A 17,406-nucleotide genomic window follows, 5' to 3' on the forward strand; every position below is an offset into this window, starting at 1 on the left:
AGACTGAAAATTATTTTTTAATTTTTTCAGTAGCCCACTCCTGAACGCGTACTTGATTCTGGTCAGGCCATCTTTTACTTAAGAAAGAGAGCAGGTTTTATGGCAAGTACATTGATAATGAATAACCCGATCCGCTCGTGGAGCGGAACGCGTAAAAATATCATCGTGAAGTTCGCCCTGAGTTTTTCTGATTTGATTGCACTTAATCTGGCGTTGTTTTTATCGGCCGCCACTATTCAGGGTATTTGGGGAGAGCTGGATACATTTATTCCCCCGCAACAAATTGAATACCGCTTTGTCGCGCAGTTTATTATGTCCGTCATGTGTACCGGTTGGTTTTGGGTACGCCTGCGCCACTACACCTATCGCAAACCCTTTTGGTTCGAGCTGAAAGAAATCGTTAAAACGCTTTTCGTTTTCTCCTTGCTCGATCTCGCCCTGATTGCTTTCTCTAAGTGGGATTTTTCCCGCATGGTGTGGGTGTTCAGCTGGACCTACGCGCTGCTGCTGCTGCCATTAATGCGCGCGTTGGTTAAGCGCGCCATTAACAAAGCCGGTCAGTGGCAGAAAGAGACCATTATTATTGGTTCGGGCCGCAACGCCACCGAAGCTTACGCCGCGCTGCAAAGCGAGGAGATCCTCGGTTATAACGTACAGGCATTTATCTCAGTAGATGACGTGCCGACGCAGCAGACGGTGAATGGCGTGCCGGTGATTACCTGGAAGGATATCAACTGGCAAACCATCGACCGCGACAACGTGCAGTTTATTGTGGCGATGGAATATGAGCAGCAACCGATGCGCGACCGCTGGCTGAAGTTCCTGTCGAAGATGAACTGTCGCTCAGTCTCGGTGATCCCGACCCTGCGCGGTGTGCCGCTCTACGGTACCGACATGTCGTTTATCTTCAGTCATGAAGTGATGATCCTGCGGGTCAGCAACAATCTGGCCAAACATTCGTCGCGGTTCCTGAAGCGCGCCTTTGACCTGATTGTCGCTTCAATGCTGCTGCTGTTCCTCGGTCCGATTTTCGCCCTGCTCTGCTACATGGTGAAACGCGACGGCGGCAACGCTATCTACGGCCATGAGCGCGTCGGCCAGGATGGTAAGAAGTTTAAATGCCTTAAATTCCGTTCTATGGTCACCAACTCGAAAGAGGTGCTGGAGAATCTGCTGGCGACCAGCGAAGCGGCGCGTATTGAGTGGGATAAGGACTTTAAACTGAAGAACGATCCGCGCATCACTAAGATTGGTGGCTTCCTGCGTAAAACCAGCCTGGATGAGCTGCCGCAGCTGTGGAACGTGATCCGCGGCGAAATGAGCCTGGTGGGGCCGCGTCCGGTGATTGAGGCGGAGCTGGAGCGTTATGCCGGTGATGTTGATTACTATCTGATGGCGAAGCCCGGCATGACCGGCTTGTGGCAGGTCAGCGGACGTAATGACATCGACTATGACACCCGCGTCTACTTTGACTCCTGGTATGTCAAAAACTGGGCGTTGTGGACCGATATCGCTATCCTGTTTAAAACCGCCGGTGTAGTACTGCGCCGCGACGGCGCTTACTAAACCTGTTATGCGATGCCTGTTTACAGCAGGCATCGCAACTTCCGCACGTTCCCCTCTATCTTTTTTCGCGCTGAATCATTACCCTCTGCGGCTCGTTTTTTAACAGAACGTTTACCCTCTGGTCGATATGCAAAAATTTACTCTACTGTTATTGAGCCTGGTACTGCTGGCACCTTTAGGCATCGATCTCTATTTGCCCACGCTGCCGCAGATTGCAGCAGGGCTGAATACTCCGGTCAATCTGGTGCAGACCACTATTCCTCTGTTTCTGCTGGTGATGGGACTGGGACAGCTGGTCACCGGCCCGCTGGTGGATAACTACGGTCGCAAGCCGATCGCCCTGCTCGGGCTGGCGCTCTATATTACAGGCAGCGTCATCGCCGCTACGGCCACCTCGTTTCCGCTGTTCCTGATTGCCCGCCTGGTGCAGGGCTGTGGCGTCTGCTGTAGCGCAGTGGTCGCCTTCAGCGGCGTACGTGACCGTCTGAGCGGTGATGACGCAGCACGCGCCTACGGCTTTCTGAATGGCGCGTTAAACATCGTGCCGGCGCTGGCACCGCTGCTGGGTGGCCTGCTGGCCAGCGCTTTTGACTGGCGCGCGCCCTTCTGGTTCCTGTGCGGCTACGGCGCGCTGATCATGCTGCTGGTGATTATCTGGCTGCCGGAAACGCGTCCGGCCGATACTTTGCGGGTCAAAGGTCTGCCGATTGCCCAGTATGCTGCCATTCTGCGTCAGCCACGCTTTCTCGCTTTTGCCTTTGCTAATGCGGGCGCTCTGGGCATGGTGCTGACCTATGTCTCACTGGCTCCGCAGGTTTTGATGACCGAGGGTGGCTTATCGCCAATTCAGTTCTCCTTTGCCTTTGGTGCCAACGGCTTCTGGATTATGTTTGTCAGCGTGTTCGTCAATAAAACCATCCGCAAAGCGGGACGGCCGTTCTGCCTGGCGATGGGCTTTATTACCATGCTGCTGGGGGCGCTGCTGCTGCTGGCGGGAATGATGCTGTTCCCGGCGTCGATGCAGACTCACTGGGCCCTGTATATGTTTCCGGTGGCGGTATCGGTAGCCGGTCTGGCGTTTACCGTCGGTCCGGCCACCAGCTATGCGCTGGAGCCGTATCAGCAACAGGCGGGGGTAGCCTCCGCATTACAGGGATTTATCCAGATGGCGGGCGGTGCGGCAGGCAGCCTGATTATCGTGGCGCTGCCGATGGCTGAAAAGCTGTCACTGAGTCTGATGATGTTGCTGGGTGCCGTGCTGGCGTTGATCGCCTGGCGCTGCAGCAGGAAGATGCGCGGCCGGGTGACCGCGCTGAGCTGACCTTAACTTAGCTGAACCGGAACGCGCGGAGCCAGTGCGCACATCAGTTCGTACCCCACCGTTCCGGCCGCTTTTGCCACCTGATCGATCTTCACCTGTTCGCCCCATAATTCCACCCGCGAGCCGATTCCGGCCTGCGGACAGGGGGTCAGATCGACAGTGATCATGTCCATCGACACCGCACCCACCACCTGGGTCTGTATCCCATCGACGCTGACCGGCGTACCGGTTGGAGCATGGCGCGGATAACCATCCGCATAGCCACAGGCCACCACCCCTATCCGCTGCGCCTGCGTCGCATGATAACGGTAGCCATAGCCGACGCCATCGCCCGCCTGTAGCTGCTGAATGCCGATAATCTCACTGCTCAGCGTCATTACCGGTTGCAGACCGCTGCTGGCAATATCCTGCCAGTCGCCGCTCGGTGACGCGCCATACAGAATAATGCCGGGCCGCACCCAGTCATAATGCGCTTCAGGGTGCCACAGGGTACAGGCGGAGTTGGACAGCGATCGCGGGCAGCTCAATCCTTCGGCCGCCTGCTTAATCCGCTGTAGCGGAACGATAATGCCGTCGGGATTCTCGGCATCCGCAAAATGGGCCATCAGCGTCATTTCAGCGACGTTGTTAAGCGCACGCAGTTTCTGCCATGCCGCGTTCACCTGTTCGGGCCGGAAACCGAGCCGGTTCATTCCGCTGTTGACCTTGAGATAGATATCAATCGGTGCCGACAGCGTCGCGTTAGCCAGCGCTTTAATCTGCCAGTTACTGTGCACGCTGGTGGTCAGGCGATAGCGATCGATCAGCTGCAGATCCTCTGGCTGAAAAAACCCCTCCAGCAGCAGGATCGGTTTTTTCCAGCCCTGCTCGCGCAACAGAATCGCCTCTTCCAGATTAAGCAGGGCAAAGCCGTCGGTGGTGGCCAGACTTTCCCAGACGCGGGCAAGTCCATGGCCGTAAGCGTTAGCCTTAACCACCGACCAGACGCGGGACGCAGGTGCGGCCTGGCGAACCACCGCCAGGTTATGTCGCAATGCCTGCTGATTGATGGTGGCGACAATCGGACGTGACATCCTTCCTCTCCCTGAGAGCTTAACGAGTAGCGTTGGCGTTACGCAGTGGCGAAGCACTCGCCACGAAACCGGGTAAGTAGCGGAACACCGATAAGTCATCGGCGGCGATCGACGGTTTTTTACCGCTGATCAAATCGGCCAGCAGTTGACCCGAACCGCAGGCCATCGTCCAGCCCAGCGTTCCATGACCGGTGTTAAGCCAGAGGTTAGCCACCGGGGTGGCGCCGACAATTGGCGTACCGTCGGGCGTCATGGGACGTAAGCCGGTCCAGAAGCTGGCCTGCGCCAGATGACCGCCTTCAGGATAGAGATCACTGACCACCATCTCCAGCGTTTCCCGCCGTGCTTCGGTCAGTCTGGTGTTAAAACCAACAATTTCCGCCATGCCGCCCACCCGGATACGATCGTCAAAGCGGGTCACCGCGACTTTGTAAGTTTCGTCGAGAATGGTTGAGACCGGTGCAGCATCCGGATTTTTAATCGGGATGGTGAGTGAATAACCTTTCAGCGGATAGACCGGGATATCGACCACGTTGCGCAGCAGCGCGGTGGAATAGGAGCCCAGCGCCACCACATACTGATCCGCTTTAACGATCTCCTCACCGCACTTCACGCCGTAGATACGATTACCGTCGCGCAGCAGGTGGTCGATCGGGGTATTAAAGCGGAACACCACGCCGGCCTGTTCTGCCATTTTGGCCAGCCGCTGGGTAAACAGCTGGCAGTCGCCGGTTTCATCATTCGGCAGGCGTAAACCGCCGGTCAGTTTATGCTGCGTAGCCGCCAGCGCCGGTTCAACCCGCGCCAGCTGATGGGCTTCCAGCAATTCGTAGGGCACGCCCGCTTCGCGCAGCACCGCGATATCTTTGCTGGCGCTGTCGTATTGCTGTTGGGTGCGGAACAGTTGCAGGGTGCCGCCCTGCCGGCCTTCATAGGCGATGCCGGTTTCGGCGCGCAGCGCTTTCAGGCAATCACGGCTGTATTCCGCAATCCGCACCATCCGGCTTTTGTTCTGCTGATAGTGGTTGATATCGCAGTTACGTAACATCTGCCACATCCACTCCAGCTGGAAGCTGCTGCCATCCAGCCGCACCGCCAGCGGGGCATGCCGCTGAAACATCCACTTCACCGCTTTTAGCGGCACGCCCGGCGCCGCCCAGGGCGCTGCATAGCCTGGCGAAATCTGACCGGCATTGCCTGCGCTGGTCTCCAGCGCCACGGCAGGCTGACGATCAATCACCGTCACCTGATGTCCAGCCCGCGCCAGATACCACGCGCTCGCCACACCTACCACACCACTTCCCAGAATCACAACGTGCATATGTCCCCCACCCGGCATGTAAAAGCATAATTCACTGTTCATCAGGCGACATTCAGCGGATTCACTCAGCGGATATCACCCCGAAATTTCAGCAACTATTTCACATCTTTTTTACTTAACAGGTAACTAAAATCATATCACCGCGAAAAATTCAGAGATTTATCCGCCTTATCGGGCCAATTCAGAAATAAATGACAACGAAGCCAGTTAAATCTGCTTTTGGCAGGAGAATCATTCAACCCCATACAAAGCGCTTATAAACAGGATTATATTCCACATTTTAAATTCACGGTCGAGTTAAAGGCTATTAAATTCCACACTAATCCACTCTGAATGATTTTCTGCCAAAGAATTCATTTGAGTTCGCATTTCGGATAGGCGACAGTGGACTATCATTGTTGTGTTCGCTCAGTTTTTTTCGGGTTCCCTTTCTCAGGATGAAGCCTTAAATAACCGGAACGGGTTGCCTTTCGGGTCAGCCAGTTTGCAAAAAAAGAGGTGCGCTATGACGACAATCTTTGACGATCCCATCAAGGACAGCAAACGACTCAATGACGGACCAGACTGGACATTCGAACTGCTGGATGTCTACTTAGCCGAGATCGACCGTGTGGCGAAACTCTACCGGCTCGATACCTATCCGCACCAAATCGAAGTGATCACCTCTGAACAGATGATGGACGCCTATTCCAGCGTCGGTATGCCGATCAATTATTCACACTGGTCATTCGGTAAAAAGTTCATTGAAACCGAACAGCGCTACAAGCATGGTCAGCAGGGTCTGGCCTACGAGATTGTGATCAACTCCAATCCCTGCATCGCCTATCTGATGGAAGAGAACACCATGACCATGCAGGCGCTGGTGATGGCACACGCCTGTTACGGTCATAACTCTTTCTTCAAAAATAACTACCTGTTCCGCAGCTGGACCGATGCCGGTTCGATTGTTGATTACCTGCTGTTTGCCAAAAATTACATCAGTGATTGCGAGGAGCGCTACGGCGTTGAGGAAGTCGAACGACTGCTCGACTCCTGCCACGCGCTGATGAATTACGGCGTTGACCGTTATAAACGGCCGCAGAAGATTTCGCTGCAGGAGGAGAAAGCGCGACAGAAGAGTCGTGAAGAGTATCTGCAGAGCCAGGTGAATACCCTGTGGCGTACGCTGCCACGGCGTGAAAAAGAGACGGTGCAGGTTGAAGCGGCGCGTTATCCGTCTGAACCGCAGGAAAACCTGCTCTATTTTATGGAGAAGAACGCGCCGCTGCTGGAGCCGTGGCAGCGTGAGATCCTGCGCATCGTGCGTAAGGTGAGCCAGTATTTCTATCCGCAAAAGCAGACCCAGGTGATGAACGAAGGCTGGGCCACCTTCTGGCACTACACTATCCTTAACCATTTGTATGACGAAGGCAAAGTGTCGGAACGTTTCATGATGGAGTTTCTGCACAGCCACACCAACGTGGTGTTTCAGCCACCGTACAACAGCCAGTGGTACAACGGCATCAATCCTTATGCCTTAGGGTTTGCGATGTTCCAGGACATCAAGCGCATCTGCCAGTCACCCACCGAAGAGGATCGCTACTGGTTCCCGGATATTGCCGGTTCGGACTGGCTGGAAACCCTGCACTTTGCGATGCGTGAATTCAAGGATGAGAGCTTCATCAGTCAGTTCCTGTCGCCGAAAGTGATGCGTGACTTCCGGCTGTTTACCGTGCTGGATGATGACCGCAACAATTACCTTGAGATTGCGGCTATCCATGACGAAGCGGGCTACCGGGCAATTCGCCAGCAGCTTTCGGCGCAGTACAACCTGAGCAATCTGGAGCCTAACATTCAGGTCTATAACGTGGACTTACGTGGCGATCGCTCGCTGACGTTGCGCTATGTACCGCAGAGCCGTACCCCGCTGGATAAAAGCCGCCGCGAGGTGCTGAAGCATGTGCATCGTCTGTGGGGATTTGATGTGATTCTGGAACAGCAGAATGAAGATGGCAGCGTCGAACTGCTCGATCGCACGCCCTCACGTGGCTCACCACTCTGACCTGAGTATAAAAAAACCGGACGCGATGTCCGGTTTTTTGTTAGCGTTTACTGCCGAGGTCATCCGGCATGCTTTTTTGCATGCTGTGCCAGATTTCACCGCTGCGACGGCCGTAATGGCGCACCGCATCAACAATCTCATCCTGGCTCGGCTCTTTGTCGCACAGCGCCAGCAGTCCAATATAGAAGTCACGCGCCACCTGACGCGCTTCCGGGTTAGAAAAGTAGTGACGCCCGACCCGGGTGTAGAGTCCTTTCAGCCCATTCAGGATCAAACCATAGATTGGGTTGCCGGAGGCAAACGCCAGACCACGGAATATCCGGTAATCGAGTTCGGTATAGGCATCAGCCTGATCATCCGCACTGGCCACGGTTTCCAGCACTTCACGTGCTTTTTCCGGATGATGACGCAGCGCGCGACTGATAAAAATTGACGATATATTGGTACGAACCGACAGCAGATTATCGATCAACACCGGCACGCTGTCGTGATCGAGACGCGCCAGGGTTTCCAGAATATTCAGTCCGGAGGTCTCCCAGAAGTCATTCACCCGGGTCGGTTTACCGTGCTGAATGGTCAGCCAGCCATCACGTGCCAGACGCTGTAACACTTCCCGCAGGGTGGTGCGTGTTACCCCAATCAATTCAGAAAGCTCACGTTCAGCAGGAAGAATCGACCCTGGCGGAAAGCGGCTGTTCCAGATGCTTTCAATAATATACTCTTCAGCAAATCCCGCTGGGCTCTGAGCCTTAATTACCATAGCAGTGTGTTCTCGTTGCTTTCTTAATCGTGATGGGCACTCATCATACCAGACGCCCTATAGCGGATATAGCCTGCGCAACACTTTAAACCGGACGCGGATGCAATTTTCCGGGCTGACTCACGGTGAAACCGCGCTAATTTGCGCCCGGCACCGCTAAGGATTATTCTTTGCGGCAGAAATCCATACACAACAACAGGATACTTATTCAGATGGAGATGACATACGGGCAAGCGTTAAAACGGAATTTTCTCGGCCAGTCGCCCGACTGGTATAAAGCATTAATGCTGGTTTTCCTGATCGTGAATCCGTTGATTTATGCGTTTGTCAGCCCGTTTGCCGCCGGCTGGTTGCTGGTAGCAGAATTTATTTTTACCCTCGGCATGGCGCTTAAATGCCATCCGCTGTTGCCAGGCGGCCTGCTGGCGGTTGAGGCGATAATTATCGGCATGGCCAGCGCCGATCAGGTCAAAACCGAGCTGGCAAATAATCTGGAAGTGCTGTTGCTGCTGATCTTTATGGTGGCAGGCATCTTCTTCATGAAGCAGCTGTTGCTGTTTGTCTTTACTCGCCTGCTGCTGTCAATCCGCTCAAAAGTGCTGCTCGGCGTGACGTTCTGTCTGGCCGCCGCCTTTCTTTCCGCCTTCCTCGACGCGCTGACGGTACTGGCCGTGGTAATCAGCGTGGCCGTCAGCTTTTATGAGATCTATCACCGGGTCGCCTCCGATCCGCAATTCCAGCAGCATCCGCTGGCACAGCGTGAGACGCTGGAACAGTTCCGCGCCTTTCTGCGCAGCCTGATGATGCAGGCCGGCGTCGGTACCGCACTGGGTGGCGTGATGACCATGGTGGGAGAACCGCAAAACCTGATTATTGCCCATGCTGCCAGCTGGGACTTCGTCCAGTTCTTTCTGCGGATGGCGCCGGTCACGGTCCCGGTGCTGATCTTCGGCATCGTCACCAGCGTGCTGGTCGAAAAATTCCGCTGGTTTGGCTATGGTGCCACTCTGCCGGCCAGCGTGCGTCAACTGCTGGAAGAGAGTGAACAGCAGAATGCTGCACAGCGTACCCGCCAGGAGAAGCTGAAACTGTGGATTCAGGCGGCGATTGGCCTCTGGTTAATTGTCGCGCTGGCGTTTCATCTGGCAGAGGTCGGTCTGATTGGGCTGTCGGTGATTATTATGGCCACGGCGCTGTGCGGCATCACCGATGAGCACGCGATTGGTCAGGCGTTCACCGAAGCGCTGCCGTTTACCGCCTTGCTGACGGTGTTTTTTGCCATCGTGGCGGTGATCATTGAGCAGCAGCTGTTTGCACCGCTGGTCACCTTTGTGCTCAGCACGGAGCCCGACGCCCAGCTTAAGTGGTTCTACGTTTTCAACGGCCTGCTCTCCTCCATTTCAGATAACGTCTTCGTCGGATCGGTTTATATCAATGAAGCGCGTCATGCCTTTGATCGTGGCGCGATTGACGCCCGGCAGTTTGAGTTGCTGGCGGTGGCGATCAACACCGGTACCAATCTGCCGTCGGTCGCCACTCCGAATGGCCAGGCGGCATTCCTGTTCCTGCTGACCTCGGCGCTGGCACCACTGATTCGTCTGTCGTACGGACGGATGGTGTGGATGGCACTGCCGTTTACCGTGGTACTGTCGCTGGTTGGCTATCTGGCAATCCACTTTCTGCTGGTGCCGTATACCGACAGCCTGCTCAGTCTCGGATGGCTTTCACCGCCGCACCTGTAAACCTTTTAGCCGGTCTGGATCAGGTTCAGGTCATATTTGAACATGATTTTTCCCTGCGCCAGGCTGGTTTGGCGGCGCTTATGGTTTACACTGCGAGGCATTAACGTTTACAGGGAATGCAATATGTTACGATATCTGAATCAATGTTCTCGTGGTCGCGGAGCCTGGTTATTACTGGCCCTGACAGCGCTGGCGCTGGAACTTACGGCGTTATGGTTCCAGCATGTCATGGGACTCAAGCCCTGCGTAATGTGTATCTATGAACGCAATGCGTTATTCGGCGTGATGGGTGCCGGTCTGATCGGCGCCATAGCGCCAAAAACGCCGTTACGGTTGGTGGCGCTGGCATTGTGGTTATACAGCGCATGGCAAGGTCTGCGCCTCTCCTATGAACACACCATGATTCAGCTGCATCCCAATCCTTTTACCACCTGTGACTTTGCGGCACATTTCCCCAGTGGCTTACCGCTGGATAAATGGCTGCCGTCGGTGTTTCTCGCCAGCGGCGATTGTGCAGACCGCAGCTGGACCTTCCTGACCTTCAGCATGCCGCAGTGGATGATCGTGGTGTTCGCCGCTTACCTGCTGGTCGCGCTGCTGGTGCTGATCGCCCAGCCGTTTAAAGCGAAACGCCGCGATCTGTTCAGTCGCTGATAACAAACTGTTGCGTCGCTGATAGCAAAAAGGCTGCCACTGGCAGCCTTTTTTGATGATTACTCCGGCGCTTAGCCGTTACGGTCAGGTCGATCGATAATGTGATCTTCCCAGTCGCGCACTTCACTCTCCCGCACCGCAATGTAACGCACTGAAATCCGCTGGGCGTGCATCTCTTTTTTTGAGCCGGCACGCAGCGGATGCCAGGCTGGCAGCGGCTTGCCCTCACCCAACAGGCGATAGGCGCAGGTGCGCGGCAGCCAGTCGAAGGTGGTGAGGTTCTCGCGCGTCAGCTTGATGCAATCCTCTTCAAGTTCGAAGCGACGTTCATAATTGCGGCACTGGCAGGTTTTGATATTCAGCTGATTACAGGCGACGTTGGTGAAGTAGATCTCATCGGTGTCGGCATCCTGCAGCTTATTCAGACAGCACTGCCCACAACCATCACACAAGGATTCCCATTCCTCATCGCTCATTTGTGCCAGGCGTTTGTGTTGCCAGAAAGGGGTGTCAGTCATGATGATTGTCCGGGTTTAGCGTAAACCGCACCTTATAAAGCCTCTGGTGCGGCGATGCAAGTTTTACAGTACGCGCGTGCTGATGCCGTGTCCGGCCAGTGACACTTCCAGCTGATCGCCAGAGCGCATCGGACCGACCCCTTCCGGGGTTCCGGTCAGGATCACATCACCGGCACGCAGAGTGAAATACTGGCTCATATGGGCAATCAGCGGCAGGATTTTATGGATCATATCCGCAGTGGAACCGTGCTGACGCACCTCACCATTCACCCGCAGCTTAAGTTCGGTATTCTGCGGGTCGTCACTGAATTCAGCGGCCGGGATAAAACCGGAAATCGGACAGGAATTATCGAAGCCTTTCGATTTTTCCCATGGCTGGCCCGCTTTCTTCAGCCCCGCCTGCAGGTCACGCAGCGTCAAATCAAGCGCCACGCCATAGCCGGCAATCGCCTGCGCCACATGCGCTTCAGTCGCCTGCTTCAGGGTTGCGCCAATCAGGACCGCCAGCTCAACCTCATGATGTACTTCGCCAAACGCATCCGGAATCGACAGCGGCTGGCGCAAATCACACAGCGAGGTTTCCGGCTTGATGAAAATCACCGGTTCGGTGGGCGTGGCGCTGCCCATCTCTTTAATGTGTTTCGCATAGTTGCTGCCGACGCAAACCACTTTGCTGACCGGAAAGTCCAACAGAGCGCCTTGCCAGTTACGATGCTGATACATGCTTATCCCCTGCGTAGGTTAGGTGTGATGCCAGCGTGGCTGGCGGGTCGATGTTTGCGGCTGTGTTGATCGAAATGCCAACCTCATCGCCTGATAATAAGACGCTTTTAGCTCTCCGGGGGGAAGAATTTGTCAAAAAGCGTGAATCAGCGCGCTGAACTGATGAATAAACGTACAAATGACGTTAAATATCAGGCAGGCAATTTAAAATAACTGGATAGATAAGCAGTAGGTTTAATTTTAGCGGGGTAGGAAAAATATTAATCCTGACGGCATCAGCGCGACAGGATTAATATTTACAGATGAATCTGAATTAAACTTTTTTATCTGTCTGCAGATGAACAGTAAGCAGACTTTCTATCGGCGGCGGCAGCTGTAAATAATAGCCCTGCTCACTCAATCCCTGCTTTACTTTATTGATATCTGCATTAGCCAGCCTGTCGCGGCCCGCCAGCTTAAGCACCATTGCCAGCTGCGGCTTGCCAAACCCTTTCAGCAACTCTGGCGGAACGCGAGAGAAATCGTCTTTTTTTTCAACATAAAGATAAGTCTGGTCGCGCAGCGGGCTTCTGTAGATCACACAAAACATATTTTTTACTCGAATTAACCAGCGTTGAGGCTTGTCTGAATATAGCTGTAACTATAACATGCTTGCAGAACTTCGAATATTCACCGTTGGCGCTTTAATGATGATTTTATCATCGCTTAGCCAGCGGTAGTGAAAACAGGACTGAGTCGGGACAGATGTCGCAAACGCCAATCGAATTCAAAGGTAGCAGTTTCACCCTATCTGTCGTCCATCTGCATCACCACGATCCCGCGGTGATTCGTAAGGCACTTCAGGACAAGATTGACCAGGCTCCGGATTTTCTGAAAAACGCGCCGGTAGTGCTGAACGTTGCGGCCTTAAGTGCCGATATTAACTGGAAGCAGCTACAGCAGGCGATTATCGCCACCGGTTTGCGGATTGTCGGCGTCAGCGGCTGTAAAGATGATGCGCTGAAACGCATGATTTCCCGCGCTGGCTTGCCGGTGCTGGCAGAGGGTAAAGAGGCGAAAACGCGCAGTGATGTTGCTGCTCCCGCGCCGGAACCTCAGCCGATGGCCGCTGAACCGACAATGGCAGCAAAAACCCGCATCGTGAATACCCCGGTGCGTTCGGGTCAGCAAATTTATGCGCGTGACGCTGATTTAATCATCACCAGCAGCGTCAGTGCTGGCGCCGAACTGGTTGCCGACGGCAACATTCATATTTACGGCATGATGCGCGGTCGCGCGCTCGCCGGTGCCAGCGGAGACCGCAACTGTCAGATTTTCTGTACCAATCTGGCAGCAGAGCTGGTCTCGATTGCGGGCGAATACTGGATCATGGATCAGATCCCCGAAGCATATTTTGGTAAAGCTGCGCGCCTTTGCCTGCAGGATGGCGCGCTCACCATCCAGACACTTAATTAGGCCCCTTTTCTTTTGTTAAGGAAATCAACATTTATGGCACGCATTATTGTAGTTACATCCGGTAAAGGGGGCGTTGGTAAGACCACGTCAAGCGCGGCCATCGCCACCGGTTTAGCGCAGAAAGGCAAAAAAACGGTTGTTATCGATTTTGATATCGGCCTGCGTAACCTCGATTTGATCATGGGTTGTGAACGACGCGTGGTCTACGACTTCGTCAACGTGATTCAGGGCGATGCGTCGCTGAATCAGGCGTTGATTCGCGATAAACGTACCGAGCAGCTCTACATTCTGCCTGCGTCACAGACCCGCGACAAAGATGCGCTGACCCGTGAAGGCGTCGAAAAAGTACTGAACGATTTAGCGGCGATGGAGTTCGATTTTATCGTCTGTGACTCGCCAGCAGGGATTGAAACCGGTGCACTGATGGCGCTGTACTTCGCTGATGAAGCGATCATCACCACTAACCCGGAAGTCTCTTCGGTACGTGACTCAGACCGTATTCTCGGGATCATCTCGTCAAAATCCCGTCGCGCTGAAAACAGCCAGGAGCCGGTCAAGGAGCATCTGCTGCTGACCCGTTACAATCCGGGCCGTGTTAATCGTGGCGACATGCTGAGTATGGAAGACGTGCTGGAAATTTTACGCATTCCTCTGGTCGGCGTGATCCCGGAAGATCAATCGGTGTTACGTGCCTCTAACCAGGGCGAGCCGGTGATCCTTGATGGTGAATCTGATGCTGGCAAAGCCTATGCCGATACCGTTGAACGGTTGCTCGGTGAAGTACGCCCCTTCCGCTTTATTGAAGAAGAGAAGAAGGGTTTCCTGAAACGCCTGTTCGGGGGATAAACCATGGCATTACTTGATTTCTTTTTATCCCGGAAGAAGAACACTGCCAACATAGCCAAGGAAAGGCTGCAGATTATCGTGGCAGAACGCAGAAGGGGCGACAGTGAGCCCCACTATCTTCCGCAACTTAAGCGCGACATTCTGGAAGTGATTTGCAAATATGTGAAAATCGATCCGGAAATGGTCACAGTTCAGCTCGATCAGAAAGGTGACGACATCTCAATTCTGGAGCTGAACGTTACGCTACCGGAAACGGAAGAAGTGACTAAATGACGCTGACCGTTTCCTGAATTTCCCCTGCGCTGTTGCAGGGGAAATTTTATCGGTCACACCTCGGCCAGAATCTTTTCTATGCCGGGTTTAAGTAATTCGCCGCGCCATCCGGTCAGTAACTCTGGCTGACGTCCCTGTGGCTTCAATCCCCAGTGCTGGCTCAGAACCTGATTAATCTGTCGCCGTGACGCCAGTAATTCCTGACTGAATCCGCTCTGCTCACTCACCTGCTGCACCAGCGCTTTCATCGCTTTAAACACCTGCTTGTAATGCGGATGGTCAATCAGGTTGCCGAGCGCCGCAGGCAATTCATTCTCATCCAGCGCCTGGGCTTCTGCCACCAGCGCCACCAGCATTTTACCGTGGAAACGGATCTCATGACCGGAGAGGCCAAGATGGTCCAGTTCGCCCAGCGAACCCGGCAGGAAGCGCGCCACTTTCCACAGATGCTCTTCGCGCACCACAAAGTTAACCGCCATATCTTTTTCACGCGCCAGCTTCAGACGCCATGCAGCCAGCCGCTGCAGCGCTGCCAGCTGACGCGGACGCAGTTGCCAGGCGTTGGTGATCTCACGCCACGCTTCTTCAGGCGCTAAGCTATCGAGGCGACGCTGGCACAGGTTTTCACACTCACTGAGTGCCGCCGCCATGTTGCCTGCCGCCTCAGTCTGCACCATCAGCTGATGGGCAATCGGCAGCAGATAATGCACATCCGCCGCGGCATACTGACATTGACGCTCGGTCAGCGGGCGCGCCAGCCAGTCGGTGCGGGACTCACTCTTATCCAGTTCGACCTGGGTAAAATGCGCCACCATCGAGGCAAAGCCCCACGACAGCGGCTGGCCGGAGAACGCCGCCAGAATCTGGGTATCGATCATCGGCTGTGGCAGGACGCCAAAACGGTGCAGGAAGACTTCCAGATCTTCGCCGCCAGCGTGCAGGAATTTAGTCACTGCGGTATCGGTCAGCAACGCGATAAACGGTGACCAGTCACGAATTGCAAGAGGATCGATTAGCACTAACTGGTGATCGTCGAACAGCTGGATCAATCCGAGTTGCGGGTAGTAGGTCCGGGTGCGGACGAATTCAGTATCCAGTGCCACTGCCGTATGCTGGCGCGCTTTCTGGCACACTTCAGCCAGTTGTTCATCCTGGTCGATCAAAGAGTAATTCACGTCTCATTTTTCACCGCAGCTAACAACGTGCGGTGCTCCATGTTAAACACAATAAAAACGCCGGACATGCCGGCGTCTAACCTGAATCCTTGCCAAAACTCAGCCTGCGCTGGCTTTCACTTCGTCGCGCAATTCGCGTCGCAGAATCTTGCCGACGTTGGTTTTTGGCAGCTCATCACGAAACTCGATAATTTTCGGCACTTTGTATCCGGTCAGCTGACGGCGACAGTGGTCGAGCAGCTCTTCTTTAGTCAGTGAGGCATCTTTTTTCACCACGCAGACTTTTACCGCCTCGCCGGAAAGATCGCTGGGGACGCCGATAGCGGCCGCTTCACGAACTTTCGGATGCTGCATCAGCACATCTTCGATCTCGTTGGGATAAACATTGAAGCCGGAGACCAGAATCATATCCTTCTTACGATCGACGATGCGAATAAAGCCTTCCTGATCAACGGTAACAATATCGCCGCTGTGGAGCCAGCCATTTTTCAGCACTTCCTCCGTGGCATCCGGACGCTGCCAATAGCCGAGCATCACCTGTGGACCGCTGATACACAGCTCGCCCGGTTCACCCGGCGCAACTTCATTGCCATTATCATCCACAATCAACACATCGGTTGAGGGAACCGGCAAGCCAATGCTGCCGGTGTGGCAGCTGATATCGTAAGGATTGACCGACACCAGCGGCGAGCATTCAGTCAGCCCATAGCCTTCCAGCAGATAGTGACCGGTCAGCTTTTCCCAGCGTTCTGCCACCGCTTTCTGCACCGCCATTCCGCCGCCGGCGGACAGTCGCAGCGTACTGAAGTCGAGCTTATTGAACTGCTCATCATTCAGCAGAGCGTTGAACAGCGTGTTCACGCCGGTGATGGCGGTAAACGGAAACTTCGCCAGCTCTTTAACAAAGCCAGGGATGTCACGCGGATTGGTGATCAACAGATTCTGACCACCCAGCTCCAGGAACAGCAGGCCATTCACCGTTAAGGCAAAGATGTGATAGAGCGGCAGCGCCGTAACCACGCACTCTTTGCCGTCGCGCAGAACTTTACCGTAGGTGGCTTTGGTCTGTTCCAGATTGGCCTGCATATTGCGATGCGTCAGCATCGCGCCTTTGGCGATGCCGGTGGTGCCGCCGGTATACTGCAGGAAAGCGAGATCGTCATTGCTGACCGTTGGTCGCTGATACGTCAGCGTGGCCCCCTGCTCCATCACCTGACGAAACGAAATTGCGCCGGGCAAATGGTATTTCGGTACCAGACGCTTGACGTATTTGACCACGAAATTAACCAGCGTCGCTTTGACCGGAGCCAGCTGATCGCCCATTCGGGTCAGAATCACATGGCGCACAGCGGTTTCCGCCACCACTTTTTCCAGCGTATGGGCGAAGTTGGACACGATAACGATGGCGCTGGCACCGCTGTCATTTAGCTGGTGTTTGAGTTCGCGCGGCGTATAGAGCGGATTCACATTCACCACCACCATGCCGGCGCGCAGTACGCCAAACAGCGCCACCGGATACTGCAGCAGGTTTGGCATCATCAGCGCCACCCGATCGCCGGCTTTTAGGCCCAGCTGCTGTTGCAGATAAGCCGCAAACGCGCGGCTTTTCTCTTCCAGCTGGCGATAGGTCATCTTCTGACCCATATTCCAGAATGCAGGTTGATCGGCGTAGCGTTTGGCGGCCTGCTCAAACAGATCCACCAGCGACGTATAACGATCTGCACTTATTTCGGCTGGCACATCAGCCGGGTAGCGTTTAAGCCAAACCTTATTCAAGGATCCACCCCGATAATCATGTTGTATTTCCATCGCTGCCTCAGCCAACCTGGTTTGTTAACAATATTTTAACTGATTGTACCAGTTTGCCGGTTTCGGCATGTTGAGGTTGCGAAGTCCATCACTAAATTTCGTGCTGTTAAACAGACAAATAAAAAGCCC

At 54.4% G+C, this 17,406-nt stretch carries 16 protein-coding genes; 8 read left to right on the plus strand and 8 right to left on the minus strand.

The annotated features are described in order from the left end of the window. Positions 1–99: 99 nt before the first annotated feature. A complete protein-coding gene (wbaP, locus tag AC6I8D_RS11340; protein WP_497820213.1) occupies positions 100–1,566 on the plus strand; it encodes an undecaprenyl-phosphate galactose phosphotransferase WbaP in 1,467 nt (488 codons plus the stop codon). Positions 1,567–1,693: 127 nt separating this feature from the next. Further along, complete coding sequence (locus tag AC6I8D_RS11345) at positions 1,694–2,887, plus strand: multidrug effflux MFS transporter (RefSeq protein WP_312055789.1); 1,194 nt, start codon at positions 1,694–1,696, stop codon at positions 2,885–2,887. 2 nt (positions 2,888–2,889) lie between these two features. Here AC6I8D_RS11345 and dadX read toward each other — a convergent pair whose 3' ends face one another. Further along, entirely contained in the window at positions 2,890–3,960 is a 1,071-nt protein-coding gene (gene dadX, locus AC6I8D_RS11350) for a catabolic alanine racemase DadX (protein ID WP_497820214.1), read from the minus strand. A 19-nt stretch (positions 3,961–3,979) separates the two neighbouring features. Then, complete coding sequence (locus AC6I8D_RS11355; RefSeq protein ID WP_497820676.1) at positions 3,980–5,299, minus strand: D-amino acid dehydrogenase; 1,320 nt, start codon at positions 5,297–5,299, stop codon at positions 3,980–3,982. A 487-nt stretch (positions 5,300–5,786) separates the two neighbouring features. Here AC6I8D_RS11355 and AC6I8D_RS11360 point away from each other — a divergent pair, with 487 nt between their 5' ends. Further along, positions 5,787–7,322 carry a SpoVR family protein gene (locus AC6I8D_RS11360; RefSeq protein ID WP_312055786.1) on the plus strand — a complete coding sequence of 512 codons (1,536 nt, stop codon included), beginning with the start codon at positions 5,787–5,789 and terminating at the stop codon, positions 7,320–7,322. 40 nt (positions 7,323–7,362) lie between these two features. Here the strand turns inward: AC6I8D_RS11360 and fadR are convergent, their stop codons facing one another. Continuing rightward, complete coding sequence (fadR, locus tag AC6I8D_RS11365) at positions 7,363–8,082, minus strand: fatty acid metabolism transcriptional regulator FadR (RefSeq protein WP_497820215.1); 720 nt, start codon at positions 8,080–8,082, stop codon at positions 7,363–7,365. Between the two features lie 212 nt (positions 8,083–8,294). Here fadR and nhaB point away from each other — a divergent pair, with 212 nt between their 5' ends. Both nhaB and dsbB read left to right on the plus strand, forming a co-directional pair. Next, on the plus strand, positions 8,295–9,824 hold the full coding sequence (nhaB, locus tag AC6I8D_RS11370; RefSeq protein ID WP_312055784.1) for a sodium/proton antiporter NhaB: 1,530 nt from the start codon (positions 8,295–8,297) through the stop codon (positions 9,822–9,824). Between the two features lie 123 nt (positions 9,825–9,947). Continuing rightward, a complete protein-coding gene (dsbB, locus tag AC6I8D_RS11375; RefSeq protein ID WP_497820216.1) occupies positions 9,948–10,478 on the plus strand; it encodes a disulfide bond formation protein DsbB in 531 nt (176 codons plus the stop codon). 71 nt (positions 10,479–10,549) lie between these two features. On the opposite strand, the gene ycgN is transcribed toward dsbB, so the two are convergent. The 3 genes from ycgN to AC6I8D_RS11390 all read right to left on the minus strand — a co-directional run bounded on the left by ycgN (position 10,550) and on the right by AC6I8D_RS11390 (position 12,308). Beyond that, on the minus strand, positions 10,550–10,996 hold the full coding sequence (gene ycgN / locus AC6I8D_RS11380) for a cysteine cluster protein YcgN (protein ID WP_031374617.1): 447 nt from the start codon (positions 10,994–10,996) through the stop codon (positions 10,550–10,552). A gap of 63 nt (positions 10,997–11,059) precedes the next feature. Next, on the minus strand, positions 11,060–11,719 hold the full coding sequence (locus tag AC6I8D_RS11385; protein WP_312055782.1) for a fumarylacetoacetate hydrolase family protein: 660 nt from the start codon (positions 11,717–11,719) through the stop codon (positions 11,060–11,062). A gap of 313 nt (positions 11,720–12,032) precedes the next feature. Further along, a complete protein-coding gene (locus tag AC6I8D_RS11390; protein ID WP_031374619.1) occupies positions 12,033–12,308 on the minus strand; it encodes a YcgL domain-containing protein in 276 nt (91 codons plus the stop codon). 155 nt (positions 12,309–12,463) lie between these two features. On the opposite strand from AC6I8D_RS11390, the gene minC reads away from it, so the two are divergent. Genes minC through minE form a run of 3 tightly spaced genes read left to right on the plus strand, consistent with a single transcriptional unit; the run spans position 12,464 to position 14,293 of the window. Further along, positions 12,464–13,174: a septum site-determining protein MinC gene (gene minC, locus AC6I8D_RS11395; RefSeq protein WP_497820217.1), complete on the plus strand. Its 711-nt coding sequence runs from the start codon at positions 12,464–12,466 to the stop codon at positions 13,172–13,174. 33 nt (positions 13,175–13,207) lie between these two features. Further along, entirely contained in the window at positions 13,208–14,020 is an 813-nt protein-coding gene (gene minD / locus AC6I8D_RS11400; RefSeq protein ID WP_031374621.1) for a septum site-determining protein MinD, read from the plus strand. A gap of 3 nt (positions 14,021–14,023) precedes the next feature. After that, the gene (minE, locus tag AC6I8D_RS11405) at positions 14,024–14,293 is read left to right on the plus strand and encodes a cell division topological specificity factor MinE (protein WP_031374622.1); all 270 of its coding nucleotides are present in this window, start codon (positions 14,024–14,026) and stop codon (positions 14,291–14,293) included. A 53-nt stretch (positions 14,294–14,346) separates the two neighbouring features. On the opposite strand, the gene rnd is transcribed toward minE, so the two are convergent. Both rnd and fadD read right to left on the minus strand, forming a co-directional pair. Beyond that, a complete protein-coding gene (gene rnd, locus AC6I8D_RS11410) occupies positions 14,347–15,468 on the minus strand; it encodes a ribonuclease D (RefSeq protein WP_312055780.1) in 1,122 nt (373 codons plus the stop codon). A 99-nt stretch (positions 15,469–15,567) separates the two neighbouring features. Further along, positions 15,568–17,244: a long-chain-fatty-acid--CoA ligase FadD gene (fadD, locus tag AC6I8D_RS11415; RefSeq protein ID WP_312055779.1), complete on the minus strand. Its 1,677-nt coding sequence runs from the start codon at positions 17,242–17,244 to the stop codon at positions 15,568–15,570. Positions 17,245–17,406 lie beyond the last annotated feature (162 nt).

The organism is Pantoea sp. X-Soil-MYKO-1785 (assembly GCF_059730675.1).

What these genes read in the sequence shown, in the direction of transcription:
- wbaP (WP_497820213.1), top strand. Translation starts at nt 100, where the DNA reads ATGGCAAGTACATTGATAATGAATAACCCGATCCGCTCGTGGAGCGGA.
- AC6I8D_RS11345 (WP_312055789.1), top strand. Translation starts at nt 1,694, where the DNA reads ATGCAAAAATTTACTCTACTGTTATTGAGCCTGGTACTGCTGGCACCT.
- dadX (WP_497820214.1), bottom strand. Translation starts at nt 3,960, where the DNA reads ATGTCACGTCCGATTGTCGCCACCATCAATCAGCAGGCATTGCGACAT.
- AC6I8D_RS11355 (WP_497820676.1), bottom strand. Translation starts at nt 5,299, where the DNA reads ATGCCGGGTGGGGGACATATGCACGTTGTGATTCTGGGAAGTGGTGTG.
- AC6I8D_RS11360 (WP_312055786.1), top strand. Translation starts at nt 5,787, where the DNA reads ATGACGACAATCTTTGACGATCCCATCAAGGACAGCAAACGACTCAAT.
- fadR (WP_497820215.1), bottom strand. Translation starts at nt 8,082, where the DNA reads ATGGTAATTAAGGCTCAGAGCCCAGCGGGATTTGCTGAAGAGTATATT.
- nhaB (WP_312055784.1), top strand. Translation starts at nt 8,295, where the DNA reads ATGGAGATGACATACGGGCAAGCGTTAAAACGGAATTTTCTCGGCCAG.
- dsbB (WP_497820216.1), top strand. Translation starts at nt 9,948, where the DNA reads ATGTTACGATATCTGAATCAATGTTCTCGTGGTCGCGGAGCCTGGTTA.
- ycgN (WP_031374617.1), bottom strand. Translation starts at nt 10,996, where the DNA reads ATGACTGACACCCCTTTCTGGCAACACAAACGCCTGGCACAAATGAGC.
- AC6I8D_RS11385 (WP_312055782.1), bottom strand. Translation starts at nt 11,719, where the DNA reads ATGTATCAGCATCGTAACTGGCAAGGCGCTCTGTTGGACTTTCCGGTC.
- AC6I8D_RS11390 (WP_031374619.1), bottom strand. Translation starts at nt 12,308, where the DNA reads ATGTTTTGTGTGATCTACAGAAGCCCGCTGCGCGACCAGACTTATCTT.
- minC (WP_497820217.1), top strand. Translation starts at nt 12,464, where the DNA reads ATGTCGCAAACGCCAATCGAATTCAAAGGTAGCAGTTTCACCCTATCT.
- minD (WP_031374621.1), top strand. Translation starts at nt 13,208, where the DNA reads ATGGCACGCATTATTGTAGTTACATCCGGTAAAGGGGGCGTTGGTAAG.
- minE (WP_031374622.1), top strand. Translation starts at nt 14,024, where the DNA reads ATGGCATTACTTGATTTCTTTTTATCCCGGAAGAAGAACACTGCCAAC.